Source organism: Pontibacter actiniarum (genome assembly GCF_003585765.1).
GTDB classification, from domain to species: domain Bacteria; phylum Bacteroidota; class Bacteroidia; order Cytophagales; family Hymenobacteraceae; genus Pontibacter; species Pontibacter actiniarum.
The window spans coordinates 3,947,459-3,973,288 of the sequence record NZ_CP021235.1 but is presented as its reverse complement, the minus strand read 5'-3'; the positions used below and the strand labels follow the sequence as shown (position 1 = coordinate 3,973,288).

Genomic DNA, 25,830 nt, shown 5'->3' with positions numbered 1-25,830 from the left:
ATTTTTACCTCTAAATAGACGTTTAAAACAGATGTATAAACACTGGTGCTGGCCATGTGGCGGGTATGTGTGGTGCTGTAGTTCTGTCTGGCAGAAAATGCAGCAGTTGTGATGTAGTAAGCGACCAAGATTAATATATGCTTTTATAAAGATGTTACTAAATTTCACATAAAAATTGAACAATAAATTGTCAAAATGAAAGATAAATTATCTTATTTTGTGGCAATTACAGAAATATAGATAAGCACAATAAAGAATTTTAATTACATATTTTAACTCGAGCTATGGCACAACTCTACAATCCCCCTATTCACCGACTCCTCAGGGCGCTGCTGCTGCAGTGTTTGTTCTTGACTGGTCTCATAACCCAGGGCTTCGCACAAACAGCGGCACCGGCTTTGGCTTCCTTTGATGGCCCCTGGGCTAAGGGAGCACAGGCTGGCATTGCTACAGCGGGCCTAAGCGCGGATGGCGCCGAACTGGACCCGAGCACAAGTGGCGGCTCTGCGCAGTTTAAGAGCACTTCGTCTGTCGTGACAGTAAACTTTGGTGCCGTTCCTGCTGGGGCACGCCTAAGCTTCTCACTGAAAGCGGCGACCACGCAAGAGACGTATAGCACGAGCATGACTGTGGAAAGCTCTACAGACGGTGTGGACTACAGCAGTACGCTGGCCACTATCTCCGGGCAATCGAAGGATGAGCAAAGCCGCTATTCCTACTCACTGCCTGAAAACACAACGCATGTGCGATTCAGGATGACAGGGCGGACGGATGCTAACTTATTGTTAGATGCTATCAAAGTTGCCGTGGCTCCGGAGATTTTCTCTTTTTCTCCCGCAGAGGGCGGGTTTAACACCCCAGTAACGATCGTAGGTAGCGGCTTTACAGGTGCTACAGCAGTGTACTTCGGAGGTGTGGCTGCCACTGTAGTGAGTGTTAACTCAGACACAGAAATTATAGCTAATGTGCCTGCTGGTGCCCCAACAGGTAAAATTGCGGTAGAGCTGCCAAGCGGCACGAGCGAGAGCTACACTGACTTTACAGTGTATGCGCCTGTTATCACAACAAAGCTGTCGCCGTTGTCTGGTGCGGCCGGCACCATTGTTACTATTAACGGTCAATACTTCTCAGGGGCGACAGAAGTCGCCTTTAACGGGGTGACAGGCTCCATCGTAGCGGGTTCCGTTTCCGATACACAGTTAAAGGCCGTTGTTCCTTTGGGTGCCACAACCGGAAAGGTCTCTGTTACTACTCCGGCAGGCACAGGTAAAAGCATTGCGCTCTTCACAGTACCTGCCCCGGCATTTACTGCTCCAGAGTTTACCCCTGCTACGGCTGCAACTGATGCTGCGCTTACCATTTCAGGCACAGGCCTGTCAAGTGTTACAAAGGTTACTTTCCTGGGTGTTGAGGCGGATGCCTCGGACGACGTTACCGTGGATGTTGCCTCCCCAGCAAGCAGCGATACAGAACTGGTGGTAAATGTGCCCGCTACTGCTAAAACAGGTAAGCTGAAGCTTACAAGCCTGAACGGTACTGCAACCAGTACCGGTACCTTCACCTTTATCCCTGCTCCGGTAATCGCCAGCTTTAGTCCGGCTGTTGGCTTGGCAGGCACAGAAGCGGCTCCAGGCACTGAAGTAACCATTACAGGCAGAAACTTCGAAGGTGTAACGCAGGTGGCGTTTGCAAATAATGCTACGATAGATGTAACAGGTGCTGCACTGGTAGACAACGGTGATGGAACCTCAAGCTTTAGGGTAACGGTGCCACAGGGTGCTGTTACAGGGCCGCTAAGCGTTACCACTCCGGGTGGCACAGCCACTAGCACAGAAAATTTTGTTGTGTATCAGACTCCTGTTATTGCCAGCTTCACTACTACGGCACGCCCGGGAGATGTCATTACCATCACAGGGTCAGGGTTTACCGGAGTTGAGCAGGTAACCTTCTTAGGCCTGAGCGAGAACGGTGCGGACGACCTATCAGTGGCGACCACCTCTGTAACAGATACAGAAATAACGGTGGTGGTGCCAACAGGGGCCGTTACTGGTGAACTGGCTGTTACGAACGCTGCCGGTACAGGAACCACAGGTGCCCTAACGCCAAGTGAGTTTACGGTAGACCCAACACCATACATTAGCAGCCTTTCTCCTGCAGAGGGAATCGTAGGAGATAACATCACGATCATAGGTCAAAACCTGTCGGGCGCTACGGCTGTAACGTTCTTCAACGATATTCCTGCTGATCTCACAAACGTTACGGTTGTAACAGAAGAGAACGGAATTCAGAGCCTGACAGTGGCTATCCCTGCGGGTGCGACGACGGGTGCTGTAAGTGTAACGACTGATGCAGGCACAGCCACAAGCACAGAAGAACTGACGGTAATACTTGACCCGATAAACATAGCCTTCGCTACGACAGAAGGCCGTGCCGGAGATACGTTCTCCATCACTGGCGATAACTTTACGGGCGTTACAGCTGTGACTGTTGGAGGTGAGGCCGTAGATTACACGTTTGTAGATGATAAGGAAATAAAGGTAACACTTACCCCGAACGCAGTGACCGGTGTAATAGCCGTAACAAACGCAGCCGGTACGGGTGTTAGCGAGGGTGAGTTTACTGTTCTGACGACGCCATTAATTACCGGATTCAACCCAGTAAAAGGATTGGTGGGTACAGAGGTAACGATTACCGGTAAACTGCTAAGTCAGATTGACGGTGTCACCTTTGGCGCCAGCGCTGCCGTTGCCCCAGTGTCTGCTTCCGCAACGCAGGTAGTGGTGCTTGTGCCGGCAGATGCTACCACAGGTACAATTACTATATCAGGAGCAAACGGAACGGCTACAAGCACAGAAAGCTTCACTGTTGTTCTGCCGCCACAAATTGCCGACTTCAGCCCTAAAGTTGGGCCGGTAGGTACAGAGGTAACGATTACAGGTAACAACTTCACGGATATCTCCGCTGTTAAGTTTAACGACTTAGATGCTGTTTCTTACACTGTTACCGCAGATGGCGATAGCATAACGGCAATCGTGCCTGAAGATGCAGCAAAAGGCTTTATCACCATCACCAACCCTGCCGGTACTGCTAGCACAGAAGGCATGGAGGGTATAGAGTCCACTATGTTTGAGGTGCCGGCACCGAGCATCACCGGGTTGGATAAAACAGAAGGATTTGTAGGAGAGCCGGTGGTGATTGCGGGGCAATACTTTACTGGTGCCGACTCTGTAATGTTCAACGGTGTAACGTCTGCAAGCTTCACTGTAGACAATGACGGACAGATTACAGCTTACCCGCCAGCAGGCGCAGGTGAGGGTGTGATTACGGTTTATACCACAAGTGGCAGTGGCAGTAGCGAAAGCCTTTTCAAAGTACTGTCTCCTGAAATCACAGATGTCTATGTAAATGTTCCGGAGAACACCGTTAATGAAGGCTATGCTGGAACAGAGGTGACGATTGTTGGTAACTACTTCCAGGGAACCGACATAGAGGTGAAGTTTGGCGAAGTGACAGCAACGTTTACACCAGTGGCCGGTGAAGAGACAACAAAGCTAGTTGCCATGGTGCCGCAAGCCAGGTTTAACCAAAGCGTAGCTCCAATCTCTGTAACAACAGAAAGCGGTACCGGAGAAAGCGAAGAGACGTTTAAAACCTTGGTTCCGGAGCAGATTACGTTTACTCCTGCACAGGGAAGAGTTGGAGATGAAGTTACAGTTAGTGGCGTGTACCTTAAAAATGTTGTCTCTATCAACTTTAACGGAGCATCTGTTGGTATATCAAGCGAAGGACAAACTAACCCTACGGGGGACGAAGTAACGTCGTTTACAGTACAGGTGCCGGTAGACGCAAACACCGGGGTTATCTCGGTTACCACAACAAGCGGAACGGGTGCCTCGGCAACTAACTTTACCGTGCTTGCGCCAGATGTAATGACAATCGACCCTACCGAGGGCCGCGTGGCGTTAACTGTTGTAAAAATTACTGGCCAGTACTTTGATCAGGCATCAAAGGTAACGTTCCTTGGTGACGTGACGACCAGCGCTGACGATGTGGTGCTGAGCACTGGAAGCTTCTCGGTTGTAAGTGATACAGAGATAAGTGTAGAAGTGCCGGCAGGAGCCAAGACAGGACCAATTGCGGTAACAACTCCAAGCGGCACAGATAACAGCCCAACCTTCACGGTGCTAGCGCCGGTTATCACGAGCTTCTCTCCTGAGAAAGGCCAGGTAAACAGAACAATGTTTGCTATTAATGGGCAGTACTTTACAAATGCAACGAAAGTAACGTTCCTGAGTGGCAGCGCGCCAGATGTAGATGCGACAATGTTCTTTGTAAACACTGATGGCCAGCTTACTGTTGCTGTGCCTGTCGGGGCTAAAACAGGAAGAATCAGTGTAACGACTCCAAGCGGAACAGCCATAAGCGAAATGGACTTTACAGTTCTAACTCCTTTTATCACGAGTATTGAACCAACAGAAGGAAGTAAGGTCGGAGAAACAATTACAATCACTGGATCATACTTTGAAGATCTCATCAAAGTCGTTTTCAGAGGACCGAATGCAGCCTCTACAGCTGATGATGTAGAAGTGCAGGCTGCAGACTTACTATCCAAATCTGGAACTGTGCTTACACTGGCAGTTCCACAAGGAGCCAGAACAGGCTCTATTGGTGTGGAGACACTGAGTGGCACAGGAGTAAGCGCCAGCTACAAAATCATACCAGAGCTCTATGACTTCTATGTAACCGGCGAACCGGGTGTCAAAGAAGGTCCTTTTGGGACAAGCATCACGATAAAAGGTATGTCACTGATCAACGCGACTCGCGTAACTGTGAATGGTGTAACAGCGACAAACCTGGTTAGAGTAGACAATGAGACGTTAACGGCAAGGATCCCAACAGGCTCCCGTACCGGCAAAATTGCCGTTACCACGCCAGGAGGCACTGTGACCAACACAGAAGACTTTGTTGTAACAAGCCCGATCATTGATAACCTGACTCCTACGTCAGGCAAGATTGGCTCTACATTGGTCATTAAAGGTGTGAACCTGCACGATGTTGGTAAGGTGGAGTTTGGCAACGGCGTTGCCACCTCTCAGTTTACTGAATCTGCTGACGGTGCTTCTTTGAGTGTAGTAGTGCCGAAAGGCGCCGCAACAGGAAAAGTGACAGTTTACACGCTGGCAGGCCCTGCCGCGGTAAGCAGCCAGACCTTTACTGTGATTGTTCCGGTGATTACGGTAAGCACAAACGAACTGAACTTTACGGCTAAGGCTGGAGAAGAATCGGCAGTGCAGACCTATACCGTGAGCGCCACGAACCTGGAAAGCGCGGTGACAGTAACGGCTCCGAGAGGAGGTCTATTCCTGATATCTGCTGACGGTGTGACTTTTGGCGGCTCGTTAACGTTAGCTCAGCCTGCCGATAACACACTTGCGCCAACTACGGTTTATGTGAAGTTTAGCTCTGCAGACGAAGACTTCTATGTAAGCAGTATCAGTCACACAGCTACGAACGCTGTAACCAAGTCGGTAACCGTAACGGGTAACTCTACTCCTCCGACTACGCCACTGCCAGTAGAGCTGGTGTCTTTCAACGCTACCGTTCAGGGCGAAAAGGCGCAGCTGACATGGGTGACGGCTTCTGAAGAGAACAACTCTCACTTTGAGGTGGAGATGTCGTTGAATGGAGTAGGCGGCTTCGTAAAAGTGGGACGTGTTAACAGCAAACTGACTAACAGCACTGTTCGCACAACGTACGGGTTCACACACAGCCTGGGCAACGAGAGCGGCACACGCTACTACCGCCTGAAGCAGGTAGACCTAGATGGCACTTCTTCTTACAGCAAAGTGGTAGCAGTGGCCGTAAAAGCCAGAGAGCTGGTACAGCAGTTGCTGGTAGCGCCAAACCCTATCAACTACAACTCGAAAGTATTTATTACAGCAGAGGTAGAAGGTAAGGCTGCACTGAAGCTGCACAGCATTTCTGGTAAAAAGGTGTATGCAAAGGTAATAGAGCTGCACCAGGGCCAGAACGAAGTACAGCTGCCGGTTTACGATAAGCTAACCAAAGGCATGTATGTGCTGACGGTAGAGCTGAACGGACAGGTATACCAGGTGAAAGTGCTGAAAGAGTAGTACTGAAACACGGCATAGCTCAGAGGCCCGGTGCGCAAGCGCCGGGCCTCTGTTTTTTTAGGAAGAGGGAACAAATGCGCAGGCCGGGTAAATCTGGCGGCTGCAGGAGCCCCGTATATAAACTTCTGAAACATTGGTTTATTCCGGCGCATACTTTAATTTTGGGCGCTTACTAAACCTAACTCAAACTGATGCAAAAAGATACAGCTATATTTGACCTGATTGCGAAGGAAAAAACACGCCAGACACACGGTATTGAACTGATCGCCTCTGAGAACTTTGTCTCGGACCAGGTGATGCAGGCCATGGGCAGCGTGATGACAAACAAATATGCCGAAGGCCTGCCGGGTAAGCGCTACTACGGTGGCTGCGAAGTGGTAGACCAGTCGGAGCAGCTGGCAATTGACCGTGCCAAGGAGCTTTTTGGTGTAGAGTGGGTAAACGTACAGCCGCACTCCGGCGCGCAGGCAAACGCAGCGGTTATGCTGGCGGTGCTGCAGCCGGGCGATAAGATTCTGGGCTTTGACCTGTCTCATGGCGGTCACCTGACCCACGGCTCTCCTGTTAACTTCTCAGGAAAGCTGTACAACCCGAGCTTCTACGGCGTGGAGCAGGAGACGGGCCTCATCGATTTCGATAAAGTGGTGGAGGCGGCTCGCCGCGAGCGCCCTAAGCTGATTATTTGCGGCGCCTCTGCTTATAGCCGCGACTGGGACTACAAGAAGCTGCGCCAGGCGGCCGACGAAGTTGGTGCCCTGTTGCTGGCCGACATCTCCCACCCTTCCGGGCTGATCGCCCGTGGCCTGCTGAACAATCCATTTGAGCATTGCCACATTGTCACCACTACGACACACAAGACACTGCGTGGCCCGCGTGGCGGCATGATCATGATGGGGAAAGACTTTGAGAACCCATTTGGCCTCAAGACGCCGAAAGGTGAAACGCGTATGATGTCATCGGTGTTGGACGGGGCAGTATTCCCGGGCACGCAGGGTGGCCCGCTGGAGCACGTAATCGCAGCGAAGGCCGTAGCGTACTTCGAGGCGCTTTCTGCCGACTACCTGACGTATGTGAAGCAGGTGCGGCAGAATGCGCAGGCAATGGCCAAGGCTTTTAACGACCGCGGCTACAACATTATATCCGGCGGTACAGACAACCACATGATGCTGATTGACCTGCGCTCAAAGGGTATCACGGGGAAGCTGGCCGAGAACACGCTGGTAAAAGCGGATATCACCATCAACAAAAATATGGTGCCGTTTGATGACAAGTCTCCGTTCGTGACCTCAGGGATGCGCGTGGGCACAGCTGCCATTACTACCCGCGGCCTGAAAGAGCAGGACATGGCACGCATTGTGGAGTACATCGACACCGTGCTGACAAACAATGACAATGACAGCAAAATTGCGGCTGTGCGCAGCGATATAAACAACTGGATGCAGGAGTATCCGCTTTTTGCTTACTAAGACTAGAGAATAGGAGAACGGCCTTTGATGGATCAATCTTTTTTAGAGGAAGAGCAGCAGCAGGAGATGTCCTTTATGGACCACCTGGAGGAGTTGAGGTGGCATATCATCAGGGCCTTGGGCTCTATCTTTGTATTTGCTACGATCGCTTTTCTGGCAAAAGGCTTCGTCTTCCACGACATTATACTTGCCCCCTCCCGCACGGATTTCCTGAGCTACAGGGTGATGTGTGAGCTGGGGCAGAAGTTTGGAACGGACGCCTTGTGCTTTAGTGAGATGGGCTTTACGATCCAGAGCCGGCAGATGAGCGGGCAGTTTGCCATGCACTTGCTGGTTTCTGCCGTGCTGGGCCTGGCCTGTGCCTTCCCGTATGCTTTCTGGGAGATCTGGCGCTTTATAAGACCGGGCCTGTATCCGCAGGAGCGAAAAAGCTCGCAGGGGGCGGTGTTCTTTGTGGGAATCCTGTTTGCGATGGGCCTGCTGTTTGGCTACTATGTGGTATCGCCGATCTCGATCAACTTCCTGGCAGGCTATCAGGTTGACCCCACGATTATAAATGAGTTCGACCTGTCTTCTTACATTTCCACGCTTACCACGCTGTGCCTCTCCTGCGCCTTTATGTTTGAGATGCCGGTGATCGTGTACTTCCTGACGAAGGCGGGCCTGATAACTGCGGAGACAATGAAGCTGTACCGCCGCCATGCCCTGATCATCATACTGGTGGTGGGCGCTATTATCACGCCTCCCGATGTGGTGAGCCAGGTGCTGATCTCGTTGCCGCTGATGCTGCTGTACGAGGCAAGTATACAAATCGCGCATTCTATCCGTAAAAAGGATTTGAAGCGACTTAACGAAAATAACACGCAAGAATAATGGCACTTAACATCGCAATTGGCGGCGACCACGCCGGCTATACTTACAAGGGTATGATAAAGGAGGTGCTGGCAGCGCTGGGCCACCAGGTACAGGACTTCGGCCCTGACTCAGACGCCTCGGTAGACTATCCGGACCACGTGCACCCGCTGGCAAAGGCCGTGGTTAGCAAAGAGGCTGATTTCGGCATCCTGATATGCGGTAGCGGCAACGGGGTGGCCATGACGGCAAACAAGTACCAGGAAATACGCGCGGCACTGTGCTGGGAGGTAGAGCTGGCAAAGCTGGCCCGCGAGCACAACAACGCCAACGTCCTTTGTATTCCGGCCCGCTTCGTGTCGGAGGAAGTGGCGAAGGAGATGGTGCGGACGTTTTTGGGAACAGCCTTTGAGGGTGGCCGCCACCTGAACAGGGTGAACAAAATCGCCGCCTGCTAAAGTATAAATGCTTAAAGATAGAAAGAGCCGCTTCACGAAGCGGCTCTTTCTATCTTAGCCTGTAAATGCCCGGCTGCTCTGTTTGCGCATACCTGCCGAAAGTGTCGGGAAGCTTATGGCTTAGCTCCGGCATCAAACCTGCCTTGTCAACTATGTAGCGGGGCATTTCGTGGCTGAAGTTCTCGTGCAGCTGAAACACCGCCTGGTACTCGTCAAGCTTGCTGAAATGCCGCTGCGCCAGTTGCCAGTTTATGTAAGGCGTGATGGGCTTGTTCTGCATATAGTAGCTGATGTCGTTGCCCAGTACCAGCACGGTGCTGTTCTGCACCGGTGTCTGGGCCTGCTCTGGCAGCAGCAACGGCGATTCATCCAGCAGCAGGAAGCGGTTAATGCCCAGCGCCAGCCTGTAGCGCAGGAGCAGCACCCCGGCCAGCATAACCAGGAACACGAGGTTCAGCAGCCAGGCCTTACGAACGGAGGTGAAGAAGAACTGCCCGAAATAGGCGATGGGCGGCAGCACCAGTACGAACGTGGCCACGGAAATCTCATCTCGGGTAAAAATAACCAGCAGGCTTGCCACCAGCCACACCCACATCAGCTGCTGAAACTTAACCTGGAACACCAGGCGCTGCGGCAGAGAGGCGGCACTGAGCAGGGAGAGCAGAAGTATGGCCGCCGGAATAGCCATAAGCTTGGCGACATCGGAAGGAGGGCGCAGGAACGCCACCTGTAGTTGCCAGGGGCGCAGCAGGTGCATCTCCATAAACTCCTGCCCGGTATTGGTGTAGAGGTAGTAGGTTATCAGCACCGCGTACGGGAAGGCAAAGCCGCAGAGCATGAGCAGAAAACTGCGGAAGGTGTTGGAGGCAAAGAAGATAACTGCAAAGGTGCCCACCAGTAGAAAGACCGCCAGCGGCAAGTAGCTCATCGCCGCCAGCCCCAGCATAAACCCGCCCACAAAAAGCCGGCTGTTGTCGTACCCTTCGCGGGAGAGCGTGATAATGTAGGGGAGCGAAAGTATGAGAAAGGTGTTGCCGATGAGCAGCGGGGTGAGCATGTTAAACTCAAACGAGAGGCTGCCCAGCACTAAGTACAGCAAGGCCGGCAGGTAATTCTTGGTGGCGTACACGCTGTGCCGGTTCAGGATGCTGTTTAAGAGCAGCGCCTGCAGCAGAAGCAGCCCCATGGCCGTCAGGCGGTAGGCTAGAAACGAACGGCCCGCCACAACATCCAGCAGCCAGAACACCAGCGCCGAGAGCGGGGCCGTGTTGTCGTAGATGTCGCGGTACATGCTGTAGCCGTCAGCCAGCCGCTCCCCCACCAGCATGTGCAGCAGCTCGGGGGCCGTGGCGGGTATGCCCAGCAGCACCAGTGGCAACTGGAGCCCCAAAAACAGCAGAATCAGCACAATCAGTCGGGAGGGTAGTATGCTACGGAAGTAACTAATCAAGGAAAGACGGAGTTAGAAAGAACTACATAACAGAAAAAAGACGCCCGGCAGAGGATAAAAGGCACACCGGCAAGCCACCCTGTTTGTGCGAACAGTACAGGGGCTGGCGCCGGCACAGCAAGTGCCTTAGCCTCAGCAGCGTCTACAGAAAGCGCCAAACTTGAAATGAGTAAGGCGGTTTTGGGGTAAAAATGCGAAATTAATATGATATTTGCATCTTCGTATGGAAAGTAAAAGACAACAGAAATTTTCGCGCCTGATTCAGAAAGAACTGGCGGAGATCTTCCAACGGGAGGTCCCGCACTTGTTTGGAGGCGCTTACATATCCGTGAGTGTGGTGCGCGTGTCCCCTGATTTGGGCGTGGCCAAAGTATACATGAGCGTGATGATGGCACAGAACAATGAGAGCGTGCTGCAGGAGGTGCGTGCCAACTCCAAAACTATCCGCCACTTGCTGGCGCAGCGCATTAAGAACCAGGCCCGCATTATCCCGGAGCTGATCTTCTACCTGGATGACACGGCCGAGTACGCCGCCAAAATCGATAAACTGTTTGATAACCTGGAGATCCCGCCGGCTGGTGAAGACGACGAGGACGAGGCAACATACCCTAACAAGTAGCTTTTAGCAGCACACACCACCCTTATGCAGTACGATCCTATAAAGCGGGTGCTTGGCAACGCCTTTAACAAGACCCCTTTTCTGCGCCGCGTTTTCTACAACATGCTGGACCTGCTGTTGCTGCGTGCCTGGCACGTGCACAAAGAGCTCCGGGAGTGGGCCGCCAACCGGCGCGGAGAGGAGCAGCATATCCTGGATGCAGGCGCCGGCTTTGGCCAGTACACCTACTACCTCTCGGGCATGAGCAGCAAGTGGAACATTCTGGCTGTGGATGTGAAGGAGGAGCAGGTATCCGACTGCAATCGCTTTATGCGTGCCATTGGCCGCTACAATGTGCTGTTTAAAATCGCTGACCTTGTAAAGTTCCGCCAGCCCGAGAGCTACGACCTGATACTGTCGGTGGATGTGATGGAGCACATACTGGAGGATGTGGAGGTGTTTCAGAACTTCCACGCTTCGCTGCGCCCGGGTGGCATGCTGCTGATCTCTACCCCCTCCGACCAGGGCGGCTCCGACGTGCACGGCGATGACGAAACCTCTTTTATCGAGGAGCACGTACGCGATGGCTACAACATCAAAGAGATTGAAGACAAGCTCAAACTGGCCGGCTTTAGCAAGGTGCAGGCGCGTTACTCCTATGGCAAGCCGGGGCAGATTTCCTGGCGCCTGTCCATGAAGTACCCGCTGCTGATGCTGAACGCGTCCAAGGCTTTCTTTGTGCTGCTGCCGTTCTACTACCTGGTTACTTTTCCGTTTAGCCTGGTGCTGAACTGGAGAGATGTGAACGGGAGCCACCCGTCCGGCACCGGCCTGATTGTAAAGGCCTGGAAATAGCTATTGTAGTTTAGAGTTCTGAGTTACAAGTTGTAAGTTAGGATGGTGAAACATTGGCAACGGCTGTTGCACCGCAGCAAATGTTGCCAAGAAGGCATCAACAGCCATCAACTAAAAACGAATAGGAAATAGATGAACGTCCCTTTTCTGATAGCGAAGCGGTATTTCTTCTCCAGAAAGAAGAGGAACATCATCAGTATTATCTCTAATATCGCGATGATCGGCGTTGCCGTTGGTTCGGCGGCCCTTATCATTGTGCTGTCTGTTTTCAACGGGTTGGAGGATCTTATACGTGAGCTTTACTCCAGCTTTGACCCGGACCTGAAGGTCACCGCCGCCGAGGGCAAATCCTTCGAGACCGATACCGAGTTTATGAACCGCATCCGGCACACGCCGGGCGTAGCCGTGGTGTCGGAGGTGATAGAGGATAACGCCCTGCTGCGCTACAACGACCGGCAGATGGTGGTGAAGATGAAAGGCGTGAGCGAGAACTTCTTTGAGCAGAACGAGATCGACTCGGCTGTAGTGGAAGGCAGCAGCGACCTGTACATGAAGAACGCGTACCGGGCCCTGGTGGGGCGCGGCGTGCAGTATCAGCTGTCGATTCACCCCTCCAACCAGTTTGTGCCGCTGCAGTTTCTGTACCCGCGCAACGTTAAGTTTAACCCGCTCAACCCAGAGGGCTCCTTTAACAACCTGAACATCCTGCCCGGCGGTATCTTTGCCATAGAGCGCCAGTACGACGATGCCTACGTTTTTGTGCCGCTCAACTTTGCCGAAGAGCTACTGGAGTACGGCCGCCGGCGCACCGCCCTGGAGCTAAAGGTAGAGCGCGGCTTTAAGGTGGAGCAGGTAAAGAAAGCGCTGCAGCAAATGCTGGGCGAGGGCTTTAAGGTGCAGAACTCCGACGAGCAGCACACCAGCCTGCTGCGGGCCGTGAAGGTGGAGAAGCTGTTCGTGTTCATCACCTTTGCCTTTATACTGGGCATCGCCTCCCTCAACATCTTCTTCTCGCTCTCCATGCTCGTGATCGATAAGAAAAAGGACATAGCCATCCTGGCCTCCATGGGGGCCACGGCGAAGACCATCCGGAACATTTTTCTACTGGAGGGGGCCCTGGTGGCCTGTATCGGGGCTGCCTATGGCCTTACGCTGGGGATGCTCATCTGCAACCTACAGCAGACCTTCGGGTTGGTAAGTATGGGCATGGCCACGTCTGTGGTGGAGGCGTACCCGGTAAAGATGGAAATAGAGGATTTTGTGCTCACCGGCCTGGCCATCATCATCATTACACTGCTGGTTTCTATCCGGCCGGCAAACAAAGCGGCAGCCCTGTCGGTAACAGAAAATATCTAGCCTTTCCCCTCCCCTGCCACAGTACAATTGCTTTGTTGCGAGAACAATTGCTATGCGTATTTGTTTCTGATTGATATTTGGTAAATCCTGCTAAAGTACAAGTTAAAAGGCGCGTTTTTGGTAGGAAATATTCTCCCTTTGGAGTAGATTTGAAGTCCTAAAAATGTCTTTGGCATGAAAGTTTCTACCACGCAGCCTTTTCAGGTAATCTATTCGCTCTTTGAGCACGAATACCTGGGTTATCTGTTCGAGTCCTTTGTGGTACAGGTAAATTCTAAGGGCCAGCTTACGCTGCAGCATCAGAATATCTCGGCCAAGAACGCCGATGAGTTCTCATCACGCCTCAATGCAGAGGATTTCAAGCTTATTCAGTTGATAGATCAGGTGCAGCAGGACGCTGTGCTGAAGCGCTTCTCTCCCAAGAAAGTGTCGCCTGTGGACTTCTTCCTGAAGGTGTACGACCCGGAAAAGGGCGATAAAGCGCTGCAGGAAACCATCAGCCACTACATCCAGTGCCGCATGGGCAAGATTCTGGAGCTGCTGCGCCACGACAAGAAGACCTACATCATGGGCAAGGACGGTGAGCCAACCTGGAAGCGGATCAGCATTGCGCCGGAGCGGGCCACGGTGCTGTTTCACTTCATGCGCAACACCGATAACACCCACTACTTCCCGACCATAAGGTATGCCGGCCAAAAGCTGGACTTTCAGTATAAGAATGCCGCCCTGGTGTGCTACGAGCCTGCCTGGCTGATGCTGAACGACGTGGTTTACAGCTTTGAGAAGAACGTAGACGGCAAAAAGCTGCAGCCGTTCCTGAACAAGCGCTTTATCGTGGTGCCGCGCTCCGTGGAGGAAAACTACTACCGCAAGTTCGTCGCGCCGCTGGTAGAGCAGTTCGATGTGCGCCCGAAAGGCTTCGCCATCAATGATGAGAAGTATGAGCCAACCCCGTACCTGACCTTTTCAGAGGTTGCTGCCGCAGAGGCCTCCGCTGCTAAGGTGAACGGAAACGGTGATGGGCGGGCAGAGCGAGGCAGCGGGCTGAGCAGCAAGATCCTGTTCGACCTGTCGTTTAAGTACGGCGACTACATGGTGCAGGCGCAGGAGGCAAAACGCGTTAGCGTGAGTATGGAAAAAACGCAGGATTCCTACATCTTCCATAAGCTGATCCGGGACGCCAACCACGAAAAGGAGTTTGTGAAGGAGCTGAACAACCGTGCGCTGGAGGTAAGGAACGGGCAGGCGGTGCTGGAGAAGAGCGAAGCCTTCTCGTGGCTCAACAGCAACCTGCAGGGGCTGGAGGAGAAGGGCTTTACCGTGCAGCAGAGCGTGCGGAGCGGTAAAAACTATTTTATAGGTGAGATTACCCTGGATGTGGGGATCACCGAAAAGAACGACTGGTTCGACATATACGGCACCGTGCGCTTCGGTGAGTTCTCTGTGCCTTTTATCAGGCTGAAGAACCACATCCTGACAAAGAATAACGAGTTTCTGTTGCCTAACGGGCAGGTGGCGATAATCCCGGAGGAGTGGTTTACACAGTACATTGAGCTGTTTGCCTTTTCGGAGGGCGAGGAGCACCTGACGCTGAAAAAGCACCACATGGCGCTGGTAAACGACCTGCAGAACGGCAACCTCGCCACCGTGACCATGACGCGAAAGCTGGAGAAGCTGCGCGAGTTCGAAACCATAGAAGACCAGCCTTTGCCGGCGGGTTTTATGGGGGAGCTGCGGCCGTATCAGAAAGCAGGGTACAACTGGCTGCACTTTGTGCAGAACTACAAGTTCGGCGGCTGCCTGGCCGATGACATGGGCCTGGGGAAAACAGTGCAGACGCTGGCGATGCTCCAGCACCGGAAGGAGAACGGCGCGGAGTCGGCTTCGCTGCTGGTAATGCCGACCTCGCTGGTGTACAACTGGGTGAATGAGGCCCAGAAGTTTACGCCCAACCTGCGCATCCTGAACTACACCGGCACGTACCGGGATAAAAACGTGGAGCTGTTCAGCAACTATGATGTGGTCCTGACCTCGTACGGCATTGTGCGCCTGGATGCGGAGCTGCTGAAAACCTACTATTTCGACTATATTATACTGGACGAGTCGCAGGCGATTAAGAACCCGGACTCCAACACCTCGCGCTCTGTGCGCTCGCTCAAGTCGCGGCACAGGCTTATACTTACCGGCACGCCCGTGGAGAACAGCACCATGGACCTGTGGTCGCAGATGTCGTTTATCAACCCTGGCTTGCTGGGCAACCAGCACTTTTTCCGCAACGAGTTCCTGAAACCGATCGAGAAGGAGAAGGATGAGCAGAAAACGCGCCGGCTGCACGCCCTGATCAAGCCGTTTATACTTCGCAGGCACAAGTCGCAGGTGGCCAAAGAGCTGCCGGAGAAGATTGAGCACACCACCTTCTGCAAAATGACGGAAGAGCAGGAGCATGCCTACGAGGAGACAAAGTCCTACTACCGCAACAAGATCCTGACGAGCCTGGAGGAGAACGGCCCGGGTAACACACAGTTTATGCTCTTGCAGGGCCTGACCAAGCTGCGGCAGATCGCCAACCACCCGTTGATGACCGACGCCGGCTATGAGGGGGAGTCGGGCAAGCTGAAGGAGGTGCTGCGCATGACAAAGAACGTCGTGGGTAAAGGCCATAAAGTTCTAATATTCAGTCAGTTTGTGAAGCATCTGGAGATTATCCGAAAGGCGCTGGATGAAAAGGGGATCACCTATACTTACCTGGACGGGAACACCAAGAACCGTCATGAGCAGGTGGAGCGCTTTCAGGCGGACGAAAGCATACGTGTTTTCCTGATCTCCCTGAAAGCCGGTGGCGTGGGCCTGAACCTGACTGCTGCGGACTACGTGTTTATACTTGACCCATGGTGGAACCCCGCCGTGGAGGCCCAGGCCGTGGACCGTGCGCACCGCATCGGGCAGCAGAATACCGTATTCACCTACAAGTTCATCACCAAGGACACTGTAGAGGAAAAGATACTGGCCCTGCAGAACCGTAAGATTCAGCTCGTCACAGATCTGATCAGCACCGACGAAACCATTATCAAGAGCCTGACGAAAGAGGATATCGACAGCCTGTTGAGCTAAGCATCGTCTTGCAGGAAGAACATATAAAAGCCGCCGCAAACATACCTGCGCCGGCTTTTCTTTTGCTAAAAGTACCACCAACACATAACCTTTGGCGGAGAGCGGGGTTAATGACAACAGAAGGTTGCTGGAAAGGATGCGGCACAGGAAAAGCGGCAAGCACCTCTCACACTGCTTGCCCTTTGGCACGAGCGTGCAGCCGTACCTTACGGCGGCAGAATAGCCTTTCCCGGTTAACAACGGGAAGAAGCGTATATGCTAGCACTGAGGGTATGGTGCCAGCTAAAAACTACTTTATAAACCATGCAGCTCCATCTCAGAACGTATGTCGGCCAGGATTACCTTCAGGTGTTCAACGCCTTTGATGAGCAGCTGTTCCGTAAGCTGTCACCGCCCTACCCGAAGCTAAAGCTGCTGCGTTTCGATGGCAGCGCGCCCGACGATGTGGTGGATGTGGAGCTGCAGGCGGGTTTCAAGTCCTTCCGCTGGACGAGCCTGATCGTGGACAGAAAAGTAACGGACACGGAAGCCTACTTTGTAGATGAAGGGCAGCAACTGCCTCCTCCCTTGCGGCTGTGGCACCACAAGCACCTGATTACCAAAAACGGCAGCGGGGCGATCATTCACGACATTATTACCTACAGCACCGGGCACAGGGCCTTAGACCTGCTGCTCTACCCGTTCATGAAAGCTGCTTTCGGCATGCGCGGGCCGGTGTACCGGCGGGAGTTCGGGAAAGTATAAGTTGCTCAAAACTTTTCCATTACTACGCCAGTTTACTGCACAACAAGTATAGAAGCGTATATTAGGGTATGGCAAAAGCAGTCATCATTGGGGCCGGAATCGGAGGCATTGCCACAGCGGTGCGGTTAGCCGTAAAAGGCTACAGCGTAACGGTGCTGGAGGCGAACGATACCTTCGGCGGCAAAATGCAGGAATTTTGGCTGGGCGGATACCGGTTTGATGCGGGCCCCTCGCTGTTCACGCTGCCGCACCTGGTGGATGAGCTGTTTACGCTGGCCGGCCGTAACCCAAAGGAGTATTTTACCTACACCCGCCTCGACCCGATTACGCATTATTTCTGGCCCGACGGCAGCCGGGTAAAAGCCTACGCCGATGCCGCACAGTTTGCCACGGAGGCGGCGCAGCAACTGGGCGTGCCCCGGAAGGCTGTGCAGGAAGCGCTGGAGAAGAGCAGCAGGCTGTACAAAGGCACGGCAGACACCTTTCTGCACAAATCGCTGCACCGGCTGCAGACTTACCTGAGCCCGGATGTGCTGAAGGCAATGGGCTGCCTCACCGACCTTGGCCTCACGACTACCATGCACGAGGCCAACGCCAAGCAGTTCTCAGACCCGCGCTTCGTGCAGCTGCTGGACCGGTTTGCCACCTACAACGGCTCAGACCCTTACCAGGCACCGGGAACGCTCAACATCATTCCACACCTGGAGCACAACCTGGGTGCCTTTTACCCAAAAGGCGGCATCTATGCCATTGCAGCCAGCCTGGTACGGCTGGCAGAAGAACTGGGGGTGGTGTTCAGGTATCAAGAGCCGGTATTACGCATAACCACAGAAAACGGAAAGGCAACAGGAGTAGAAACCAACAGCGGCTCCTACCAGGCGGATGTGGTGGTGAGCAACATGGATGTGGTGCCGACTTACCGGAAGCTCCTGCCCAACCAGCCGGCCCCGGAGAAAACACTGCAGCAACCCCGCTCCAGCTCCGCCCTGATCTTCTACTGGGGCATTAAGCGTGACTTCCCTCAGCTGCATGTGCACAACATCTTCTTCAGCCAGGACTACAAAGCCGAGTTTGAGCACATCTTTAAGTATAAAACCGTTAGCCAAGACCCGACTGTGTACGTTAACATAACCTCTAAAGCAGCGCCCGGAGATGCACCTGCCGGAAGCGAGAACTGGTTTGTGATGGTGAACGTGCCGCATAACCAGGGGCAGGACTGGGAGGAGCTAACGGCAAAAACGCGGCAGGCGGTGCTGCAAAAGCTAAGCCGCATGCTGCAGACCGATATAAAGGAGCTGATTGAGGAAGAGCAGGTGCTGGACCCGCTGCTGATCGAAGGCCGCACCTCGTCGTTTGGCGGCGCCCTGTACGGTAGCAGCTCGAACAACCGCATGGCCGCTTTTCTGCGCCACCCGAACTTCAGCGCCAGGCTCAAAGGCCTGTACTTTTGCGGCGGCAGTGTGCACCCGGGGGGAGGCATTCCGCTGTGCCTGCTATCCGCCAAAATCGTGGGTGAGCTGACGCCGGCCGTTGTACCCTCTCCCGCTAAACCCCCAAAAAGCCATGCCTGATACCAAAGCTGCCCTTGCACTTGCGCCCACTGCCCGAAAGTACGGCCGGTACGCCCTGCCGCTGGCCGTGGCGATACTTGTCATCTTCCATGCGGTTGGTTTCTGGGGCATGTTGTTTAGCGGCAGGCCCGAGTACTTTCAGCGGCTCACCCCCATGAACCTGCTGCTCACCAATGCGCTGCTCTTCGCGTTCCACCGCCGCTGGAACGCGGCCTTTATACTGTTTGCCGTGGTAGTGTTTGCCACAGGGTTCTTTGCAGAGGTGCTGGGGGTGCATACGGGCCTGCTCTTCGGCAGCTATGCCTATGGCGAGGCGTTGGGTGCCAAGGTGTGGGAGGTGCCACTGCTGATAGGGCTAAACTGGCTGATGCTGGTCTACACCACCGGCCACATCAGCAACTATACCTCTTTGCCCTGGCCTGTAAAAGCCGTGTTCGGGGCTGTGCTTATGGTGGTGCTCGATTATTTTATGGAGCCTGTCGCCACGGTGCTGGACTTCTGGAGCTGGCAGGGCGGCCATATCCCCCTGTCCAATTTCCTGGGTTGGTTCGGCGTGGCGCTGGTGCTGCATGTGTACTTCCAGCGGGCGCCTGTTTACAAGCAAAACCCCTTGGCACCCTATGTTTACCTGGTGCAGCTCCTCTTCTTTGTGAGCATCTTTTGCCTGTTATAAAAGAGATGTTGTTGAGGGAGAGCAAAATTAAAGCTATTTTTGGTGAAGGCGGTACTTAGTTACAGCATGTAGCCTCGTGTGCCCGGGCAATGCTGGCCCAAAAGAGCAGGCGCTTCTTCTACAGCAACATTAACGAGCAACACAAACATGGTTTTATCAGAAACGATTTTAGCCCGGCTTCTTCAGGTCTTCAGGCGCGAAGGCATTGAGCGGTACACTGAGGAAGAGCTGGCGCAGCAGGTAGGGGTGCAAAAGCATGATTTAGAGGAGTTGTTCGCGGACAAGGCAGACATGGTGCGGAAGGTGGTGGCATACGACTTTAAGGAGCAGGAGAAGCAAGACGAGCTGCTGCTGCAAAAGGCTGCAAACCCTGTAGAGGAGATTATCCTGCTCCTGCAGAACGGCATCCAGGAGCTGAAGACCGTCAACCCGGCCTACATCGCCGACCTGCAGCAGCATTACCCGGAGGTGTGGCAGCTGTGCCTGGAGCGCCTCGGCACCTATAACTATCACCTGAACCTCAACGTCATCAACAAAGGCATCCTGCAGGGCTACTTCCGGAAGGATATTAACCTGCAGCTGGTGGTCAAGATCATATTGGAGCAGTTTAACATGCTCATTAACCCAACGATTTTCCCGCCGGAGCGCTATGAGCTGGGCGAGGTGTTCCGAAGCGTGTACCTGTACTACGTGCGGGGCATCTGCACGGAGCAGGGCGGTAAGCTGGCCGAGGAGTACTTCTCCAGAAATAACATCTAACGAAAAGGGCGGCGGCCAGGACTATACCTTGGCCGCCGCCCTTTTTTGCTTAGCAGGCAGGTGCCCTTAGCTGATGGACACGCGCACTTTCTGAGTATACATGCGCAGGGCGCTCTTGAAGTCCGTGCCGTTGTCCTCCATCTCGTTCAGAATCCAAACGGCGGCCAGTACGTGCGTCAGCTGCTCTCCTTCGTCATCACCGCCTACCTCAATGGCAGGCTGCTGCTCGTCCACGATGGCCTCCTCGGCGGCCATAAGTTCCTGGAGCGAGTGGTTCTCTACAAGCTTTTTTATTGCAGGTATCTTCATGCTTTGTCTAGGCGTCAAGTTTATGGATCAGTTCACGAACGGCGTCCTCTTTGCTGGCAGCCACAGAGTCTACCAACTGGCCGTCTTTGAAAATGGCGAAGTAAGGCAGGTTGGTCACATTGGCCAGCTTGCGCGCCTCCGGGCTTGTCTCCGCGTTCACGTCCACAAAAGCGATGTTCGTAAAGGCTTCATCGTCAGACATGCGCTTGAACTTAGGCGAGAACAAACGGCAGTTACCGCACCAGTCTGCATAGTACTTCACCACTACCTTTTGGTTTGAACTTAGTACTTGGTTAAAATCGTCATCAGTTGCTTTAATAACAGCCATATCTTTTCTTTTATATTTTACTTAATTAGATCCTATCAGATAATTTACTCATGTCAAAAGTAAATGTTTCAGCTGAAAGAAGGGCAATAGCTTTAATAGATTTAATTTATCTGCCTATAGTTTTACCCTATATTGCTGCCGCCCCAGCTCCTTGGCCAAATCCGGTCGCTACGGAAACTATACGACCATCTTTAAAGTTATAGCATATAATAAATTAAGGCGGCAGAATTATCGCAGAAGTGGCCCCAATGGATGACATAATCTAAACGCCATTTTCGTATCTTTGCAGCCAAAACCAGACAAGCACCATGTTAGATAAGTTAGAAGCCATTAATCAGCGTTTTGAGGAAGTAAGCCAGTTGCTTATCCAGCCTGATGTGGCCAGCGACATGAAGAAATTCAAGGCGCTGAACAAAGAATACAAAGATCTGGACAAGATCGTAGTAGAATATAAAAAGTACCTGAACATCCTGAGCAACATCGACAACGCCAAGCAGGTGATCGCCACTGAGAAGGATGAAGACTTCAGGGAGATGGCGAAAGAGGAGCTCGACGAGCTGTTGCCGCAGCGCGAGGAAATGGAGGAGACCCTGAAAGAGCTGCTGATCCCGAAAGACCCGAACGACAGCAAGGACATCATCATGGAAATCCGTGCCGGAGCCGGTGGCGACGAGGCCTCTATCTTTGCCGGAGACCTGTACCGCATGTACAGCCGCTTTGCCGAGAAAATGGGCTGGCGCATGGAGCTGATGGATGCCACAGAAGGTACCTCCGGAGGCTACAAAGAGATTATCGTGGGCGTGTCTGGCGAGGATGTGTACGGCAAGCTGAAGTTTGAGTCGGGTGTGCACCGCGTGCAGCGCGTGCCGGCCACTGAAACGCAGGGCCGTATCCATACATCGGTGGCCTCGGTTGTGGTGCTGCCAGAGGCGGAGGAGTTTGACGTAGAGATCGACATGAACGATATTCGTAAAGACCTCTTCTGTTCTTCCGGCCCGGGTGGTCAGTCGGTAAACACCACCTACTCTGCCGTTCGCCTGACGCACATCCCAACCGGTATCGTGGCCCAGTGCCAGGACCAGAAGTCGCAGCTAAAGAACTATGACAAAGCCTTGGCTGTACTTCGCTCGCGTATCTTTGAGGTGGAGCTGGCCAAGAAGCAGGAAGTCGAAGGTGCCCAGCGTAAGTCTATGGTAGGCGGCGGCGACCGCTCCGATAAAATCCGGACTTACAACTATCCGCAGGGCCGCGTAACAGACCACCGCATTGGCTACACGGTTTACAACCTGCCAAACGTGATGGACGGCGGCATCGAAGACTTCGTAGAGCAGCTTCGTATCGCCGAGAACGCCGAAAGATTGAAAGAAGGCGCTACAGCGGAATAAGAATCGCCGTGGAGCTACAGAAATAGCAAAGGGTGCAGCAGGCAGGTATGGCCGCAGCTGCATCCTTTTTTCTTTTTAGTTGCTACCTGTTTAATTCGTAAATTGCTGTGATAAAGCTGCTAAGCACGGCGGCCGCTTCGGCTGGTTTTCTGGAGCGCCTCCCTGTGCCAAGGGCGTGGCTGCCACAGCAGGAACAGCTAACCGATCAAGCCACTTAAAAGCCCAAGCCATTGAAATACCTGCTTGCCATACTCCCGCTGCTCCTGCTGTTGTCGGTGTTCGGCTGTGAGCCTCAGGACGAGGTGATCACCGAAGACCCGGACGCGCTGCTGGTTTTTTCCGCTGATACTGTCTTGTTCGACACCGTCTTTGTGAGCCGTGGCAGCGTAACCAAGCGGCTCAAGGTATACAACCCGAACGAGAAGGCGGTCCGCATCAGCGAGATAACGCTTGCAGGCTCAACCGCCTCTCCTTACCAACTCACCATTAACGGGCAGCAGAGCCCGCTGGTAAACAACGTGGAGCTGCGTGGCGGTGACAGCCTGTACGTGCTGGTGAAGGCGAACATTAACCCTACTGACCAAAGCCAGCCTTTCCTGGCGGCCGATTCCATTGTTTTTACCACCAATGGGCAACAGCAGCGTGTGCAACTGGTAGCCTACGGGCAAAACGCTTATTTCCACCGGAAAGGCAGCACTGGCACCACCACCTGGGCCAGCGATAAGCCGCACGTAATCCTGGACTCTGTGCTGGTGGAGGAAGGCGCTGTACTTACCATTGAGCCGGGCACACGCATTTTCGGCTACAATAAAGCCGTGCTGCTGGTGGCGGGGCAGTTGCAGGTGCAGGGTACGCCGGCGCAGCGGGTGGCTTTCAGCGGCTACCGGCGCGAGGAAGGCTACCGTACAGCCCCTGGCCAGTGGGAGGGAATCAGGGTTCTGCCCACCAGTGGTGGCAATCTTATAAAGTATGCGGATATAAAGAACGCACGTTACGGCCTGCGCATCGGGAACCCCGGTAAGGCAGGCACGCTGGTAGAGGGCTGCGTCGTGGCGCATGCTTTTTTAGATGGCATTGTGGCCTTTACTTCGGATGTGCGGATCGTGAATACGCTGATCTACAACTGCGGGCAGTACGGCTTCGGGGGGCTGGGCGGCGGCAATTACGAGCTGCTGTACGCTACCATCGTGAGCTACCAGAACCCGCTGCTGCGCGAGACGCCCCTGCTTGTTGTAAGCGATAACGTTCCGGGTACGGAAATCACCGGGCAGCCCACCTCGCTGCGGCTGGTGAACACGATTGTGTACTCTGATGGGTTCAGCTATCAGGATGAAGTGCTGATAGAGCCGTTCAGCGCCCTGGCAGACGCCAGTAACAACCTGCTGCGCACCGAGCGGTACAAAACAGAGCTGGCGGGCCAGGGGAACATCCTCAATACAGAGCCGAAGTTTGAGGCACCGGCCAAGTATGACTTTAGCCTAGACACCCTCTCCCCTGCCAGCGGCGCGGCCAAAATGCTCCCTAACGTCCTGCAGGATATCAAAGGCACCACCCGCAGCACCACCAAACCCGACGCCGGTGCGTATGAGCGTACCATAGATTAATTTTGAATGAGCGGATGAGTAAGTAAGGTGAATTTAGAGTTAACTCCACCTTACTTTTTATCTGACTACACCCAAGCCGTGCAAGTATAAGTATAGCATGTGCTTTACAGCAACTCTTGTTCACTCATTCACCCACTCATTTTATTGTAAACATATGTGGTTTCAGAAAGAGATAAGGCTGCCTGCCGTAAAGCGGGGCTTCCATTTGATTACCGATTTGCTGGTGGCTCAGCTGCCGGAGTTGGAGGGAATAAGTGTGGGCCTGGCACATGTTTTTATCAAGCATACCTCTGCCAGCCTGGCAATAAACGAGGATGCCGACCCCACTGTGCGACAGGATTTCGAGAGTCACTTCAACCATATGGTGCCAGAGAACCAGCCGTACTACCGCCATACTTTAGAAGGCTCCGATGACATGCCTGCACACCTGAAAGCGGCTTTGCTTGGCGCTTCAGTGACGATACCTATCAAAAACGGCGAACTGAATATGGGCACCTGGCAGGGCATCTACCTGTGCGAGCACCGTGACCACGCCTCCAAGCGCACGGTTGTGGTAACGCTGCAGGGGCAGTAAGCGCGGTTAAAAGCGCATTGGCAAACAGAGAAGGCCTCTGGCAAGTTATACGTACTTGCCAGAGGCTTATTTATGGGCTGGAGCTCTTCCTTAGCGGATGATGTTGACCTTACGGATTTCGGTGCCGTTGGAGCTGCGCAGGTGCAGGAAGTACATGCCGGGCAGCAGGTGGCGTATATCCAGTTGCAACGTGCGGTCGCGCGCTTCGGCTGTGAGCACTGTTTTGCCGACGCTGTTCATCAGTGCCACATGGCGTACCTGTATGCGCGCTGGCTGCTCAATGTTAATGTAATCTGCGGTCGGGTTGGGGAACACCGTCAGGTCGCTTACGGTAACATGTACAAAGTCCTCTTTCAGCGTGGCACTACTTACAGCGCCGTTGCTTACGGTAAGCTTTACATCATACTTGCCGGGCTGCGGGTAAGTAACCCTGGGATTTTGCTGCGTGGACGTAGCCGGTACGCCTCCCTCAAACTCCCACAGCCATTCCGTGGCGCGCACCCCTGCCGAAGCATCTGCAAACTGTATGCTTTTGCCCGCTACCAGCAGCGTATCCTCCTCCAGGGCCAGGCCAAAATCAGAACGGATAGAAGCCGTGCAGACAAGGGAATTTAAGAGGCTGCTGCGGATGGTGCTGAGCACGGCGTTCATATACGCGGCCTGCCCTTTGGTGAAGAGGTTCATGCACGCGTCGTCGCTGTAATCCATGTAGTTTTGATACATGTTGCCGTAAGGGCCGTTGTTGCAGGAGCTTTGGATGCCGCCCTGGCAGCCAAGGGTGTAGTCTTCCTGGTTTGGCGTGTCGCTGATGCCGTCGGTGTCGGTGCAGCTCGCGTCATCGCCCCCCCAGATGTGCTCCAGGCCCAGCCAGTGCCCCACCTCGTGGGTGGCCGTGCGGCCCATGTTGTAGGGCCACAAAAACGGGTTGTCGGGAGCTGCGCCAATAGCGGCATAGTGCAGCACAACGCCGTCTTGCCTGGCAAGCGCAGTGCCGGGGGGCGTGGCGTAGCCCAGCACGTCATCCTTGATATCGCAGATCCAGATGTTCAGGTACCGGTCACGGTCCCAGGCCTCCGTGCCTCCGTTTGCCGTAGATTTCACGTAGTCGGTAAAGTAGTCAAAGCCCGTGCGGGAGGTTTGGGTGCGGGTGATGCCTGGGCTTGGGTTGCCTGCAGGGTCCAGGCGGGCGAGGCAGAACTCTATCCTGGTGTCGGCCGCAAAGGGCTGAAAGTAAGACGGCGTGTTGGCCGCATCGGCGTTCATCCGCCTGAAGTCGGCGTTGAGCACGGCCAGCTGCGACAGTACCTGCTCGTCTGATATGTTCTCGGTGCTGTTGTTGTAGATAACATGGAACACCACCGGAATAGTGATGGTGGTGGCTGCCCGCAGGTTTTGCCAGCCCTGCTGCTGCTGTAACTGCTCCTGCACGTTTTGCTGCGCCTGTTTCCGCTCTTGCGCCAAGTGTGGGTGCTGCGCTTTCAGCACTTCCAGATAGCTGTCGGTGGCACAGTTGCGGGTGCCCGGCAAGTGCTGGGCAAAGCCGTAAACCGCGAGGGCCAGGAATAAAACAGCGGAAAGAGCAAGCGTGCGCATGTGCAGGAAG

At 53.8% G+C, this 25,830-nt stretch carries 19 protein-coding genes; 15 read left to right on the top strand and 4 right to left on the bottom strand.

The genetic code is table 11. From position 1 onward, the window contains the following. Positions 1–284 precede the first annotated feature (284 nt). From CA264_RS17100 to rpiB, 4 genes are all read left to right on the top strand, one after another. On the top strand, positions 285–6,134 hold the full coding sequence (locus CA264_RS17100; protein ID WP_084196276.1) for an IPT/TIG domain-containing protein: 5,850 nt from the start codon (positions 285–287) through the stop codon (positions 6,132–6,134). A gap of 191 nt (positions 6,135–6,325) precedes the next feature. Beyond that, positions 6,326–7,600, top strand: a complete 1,275-nt coding sequence (gene glyA / locus CA264_RS17095) for a serine hydroxymethyltransferase (protein ID WP_025608611.1) — start codon at positions 6,326–6,328, stop codon at positions 7,598–7,600. Positions 7,601–7,627: 27 nt separating this feature from the next. Continuing rightward, positions 7,628–8,473, top strand: coding sequence for a twin-arginine translocase subunit TatC (gene tatC / locus CA264_RS17090; protein ID WP_025608610.1), 846 nt, complete (start codon positions 7,628–7,630; stop codon positions 8,471–8,473). Further along, complete coding sequence (rpiB, locus tag CA264_RS17085; protein ID WP_025608609.1) at positions 8,473–8,910, top strand: ribose 5-phosphate isomerase B; 438 nt, start codon at positions 8,473–8,475, stop codon at positions 8,908–8,910. The genes tatC and rpiB overlap by 1 nt, the downstream gene beginning before the upstream one ends. Positions 8,911–8,959: 49 nt before the next feature. On the opposite strand, the gene CA264_RS17080 is transcribed toward rpiB, so the two are convergent. Continuing rightward, the gene (locus tag CA264_RS17080) at positions 8,960–10,360 is read right to left on the bottom strand and encodes a hypothetical protein (RefSeq protein ID WP_157593731.1); all 1,401 of its coding nucleotides are present in this window, start codon (positions 10,358–10,360) and stop codon (positions 8,960–8,962) included. Positions 10,361–10,583: 223 nt separating this feature from the next. Between CA264_RS17080 and rbfA the strand changes: the two genes are divergently transcribed. From rbfA to CA264_RS17040, 8 genes are all read left to right on the top strand, one after another. After that, positions 10,584–10,979 carry a 30S ribosome-binding factor RbfA gene (gene rbfA, locus CA264_RS17075; RefSeq protein ID WP_025608607.1) on the top strand — a complete coding sequence of 132 codons (396 nt, stop codon included), beginning with the start codon at positions 10,584–10,586 and terminating at the stop codon, positions 10,977–10,979. 24 nt (positions 10,980–11,003) lie between these two features. Continuing rightward, a complete protein-coding gene (locus CA264_RS17070) occupies positions 11,004–11,813 on the top strand; it encodes a class I SAM-dependent methyltransferase (protein ID WP_025608606.1) in 810 nt (269 codons plus the stop codon). 132 nt (positions 11,814–11,945) lie between these two features. Beyond that, positions 11,946–13,169 (top strand): ABC transporter permease, encoded by a 1,224-nt coding sequence (locus CA264_RS17065; RefSeq protein WP_025608605.1) that lies wholly within the window; start codon positions 11,946–11,948, stop codon positions 13,167–13,169. A gap of 174 nt (positions 13,170–13,343) precedes the next feature. Next, positions 13,344–16,280 carry a DEAD/DEAH box helicase gene (locus CA264_RS17060; RefSeq protein ID WP_025608604.1) on the top strand — a complete coding sequence of 979 codons (2,937 nt, stop codon included), beginning with the start codon at positions 13,344–13,346 and terminating at the stop codon, positions 16,278–16,280. A gap of 303 nt (positions 16,281–16,583) precedes the next feature. Beyond that, positions 16,584–17,024 (top strand): SRPBCC family protein, encoded by a 441-nt coding sequence (locus CA264_RS17055; RefSeq protein WP_025608603.1) that lies wholly within the window; start codon positions 16,584–16,586, stop codon positions 17,022–17,024. A gap of 68 nt (positions 17,025–17,092) precedes the next feature. Then, positions 17,093–18,595: a 1-hydroxycarotenoid 3,4-desaturase CrtD gene (gene crtD, locus CA264_RS17050; protein ID WP_025608602.1), complete on the top strand. Its 1,503-nt coding sequence runs from the start codon at positions 17,093–17,095 to the stop codon at positions 18,593–18,595. After that, positions 18,588–19,268, top strand: a complete 681-nt coding sequence (locus tag CA264_RS17045) for a carotenoid biosynthesis protein (RefSeq protein WP_025608601.1) — start codon at positions 18,588–18,590, stop codon at positions 19,266–19,268. Before crtD ends, CA264_RS17045 begins: the two co-directional genes overlap by 8 nt. A 147-nt stretch (positions 19,269–19,415) precedes the next feature. Then, complete coding sequence (locus CA264_RS17040) at positions 19,416–20,027, top strand: TetR/AcrR family transcriptional regulator (RefSeq protein ID WP_025608600.1); 612 nt, start codon at positions 19,416–19,418, stop codon at positions 20,025–20,027. Between the two features lie 66 nt (positions 20,028–20,093). On the opposite strand, the gene CA264_RS17035 is transcribed toward CA264_RS17040, so the two are convergent. Both CA264_RS17035 and CA264_RS17030 read right to left on the bottom strand, forming a co-directional pair. Beyond that, positions 20,094–20,336, bottom strand: a complete 243-nt coding sequence (locus CA264_RS17035) for a DUF6952 family protein (RefSeq protein ID WP_025608599.1) — start codon at positions 20,334–20,336, stop codon at positions 20,094–20,096. Between the two features lie 7 nt (positions 20,337–20,343). After that, complete coding sequence (locus CA264_RS17030) at positions 20,344–20,664, bottom strand: thioredoxin family protein (protein ID WP_025608598.1); 321 nt, start codon at positions 20,662–20,664, stop codon at positions 20,344–20,346. 308 nt (positions 20,665–20,972) lie between these two features. On the opposite strand from CA264_RS17030, the gene prfA reads away from it, so the two are divergent. From prfA to CA264_RS17015, 3 genes are all read left to right on the top strand, one after another. Then, positions 20,973–22,049 carry a peptide chain release factor 1 gene (gene prfA, locus CA264_RS17025; RefSeq protein ID WP_025608597.1) on the top strand — a complete coding sequence of 359 codons (1,077 nt, stop codon included), beginning with the start codon at positions 20,973–20,975 and terminating at the stop codon, positions 22,047–22,049. A 230-nt stretch (positions 22,050–22,279) separates the two neighbouring features. Further along, positions 22,280–23,653 (top strand): hypothetical protein, encoded by a 1,374-nt coding sequence (locus tag CA264_RS17020; protein WP_025608596.1) that lies wholly within the window; start codon positions 22,280–22,282, stop codon positions 23,651–23,653. A gap of 154 nt (positions 23,654–23,807) precedes the next feature. Beyond that, positions 23,808–24,227 (top strand): secondary thiamine-phosphate synthase enzyme YjbQ, encoded by a 420-nt coding sequence (locus CA264_RS17015; protein WP_025608595.1) that lies wholly within the window; start codon positions 23,808–23,810, stop codon positions 24,225–24,227. Between the two features lie 90 nt (positions 24,228–24,317). Here CA264_RS17015 and CA264_RS17010 read toward each other — a convergent pair whose 3' ends face one another. Beyond that, positions 24,318–25,820: a M43 family zinc metalloprotease gene (locus tag CA264_RS17010; RefSeq protein WP_036777374.1), complete on the bottom strand. Its 1,503-nt coding sequence runs from the start codon at positions 25,818–25,820 to the stop codon at positions 24,318–24,320. Between the last annotated feature and the right edge of the window lie 10 nt (positions 25,821–25,830).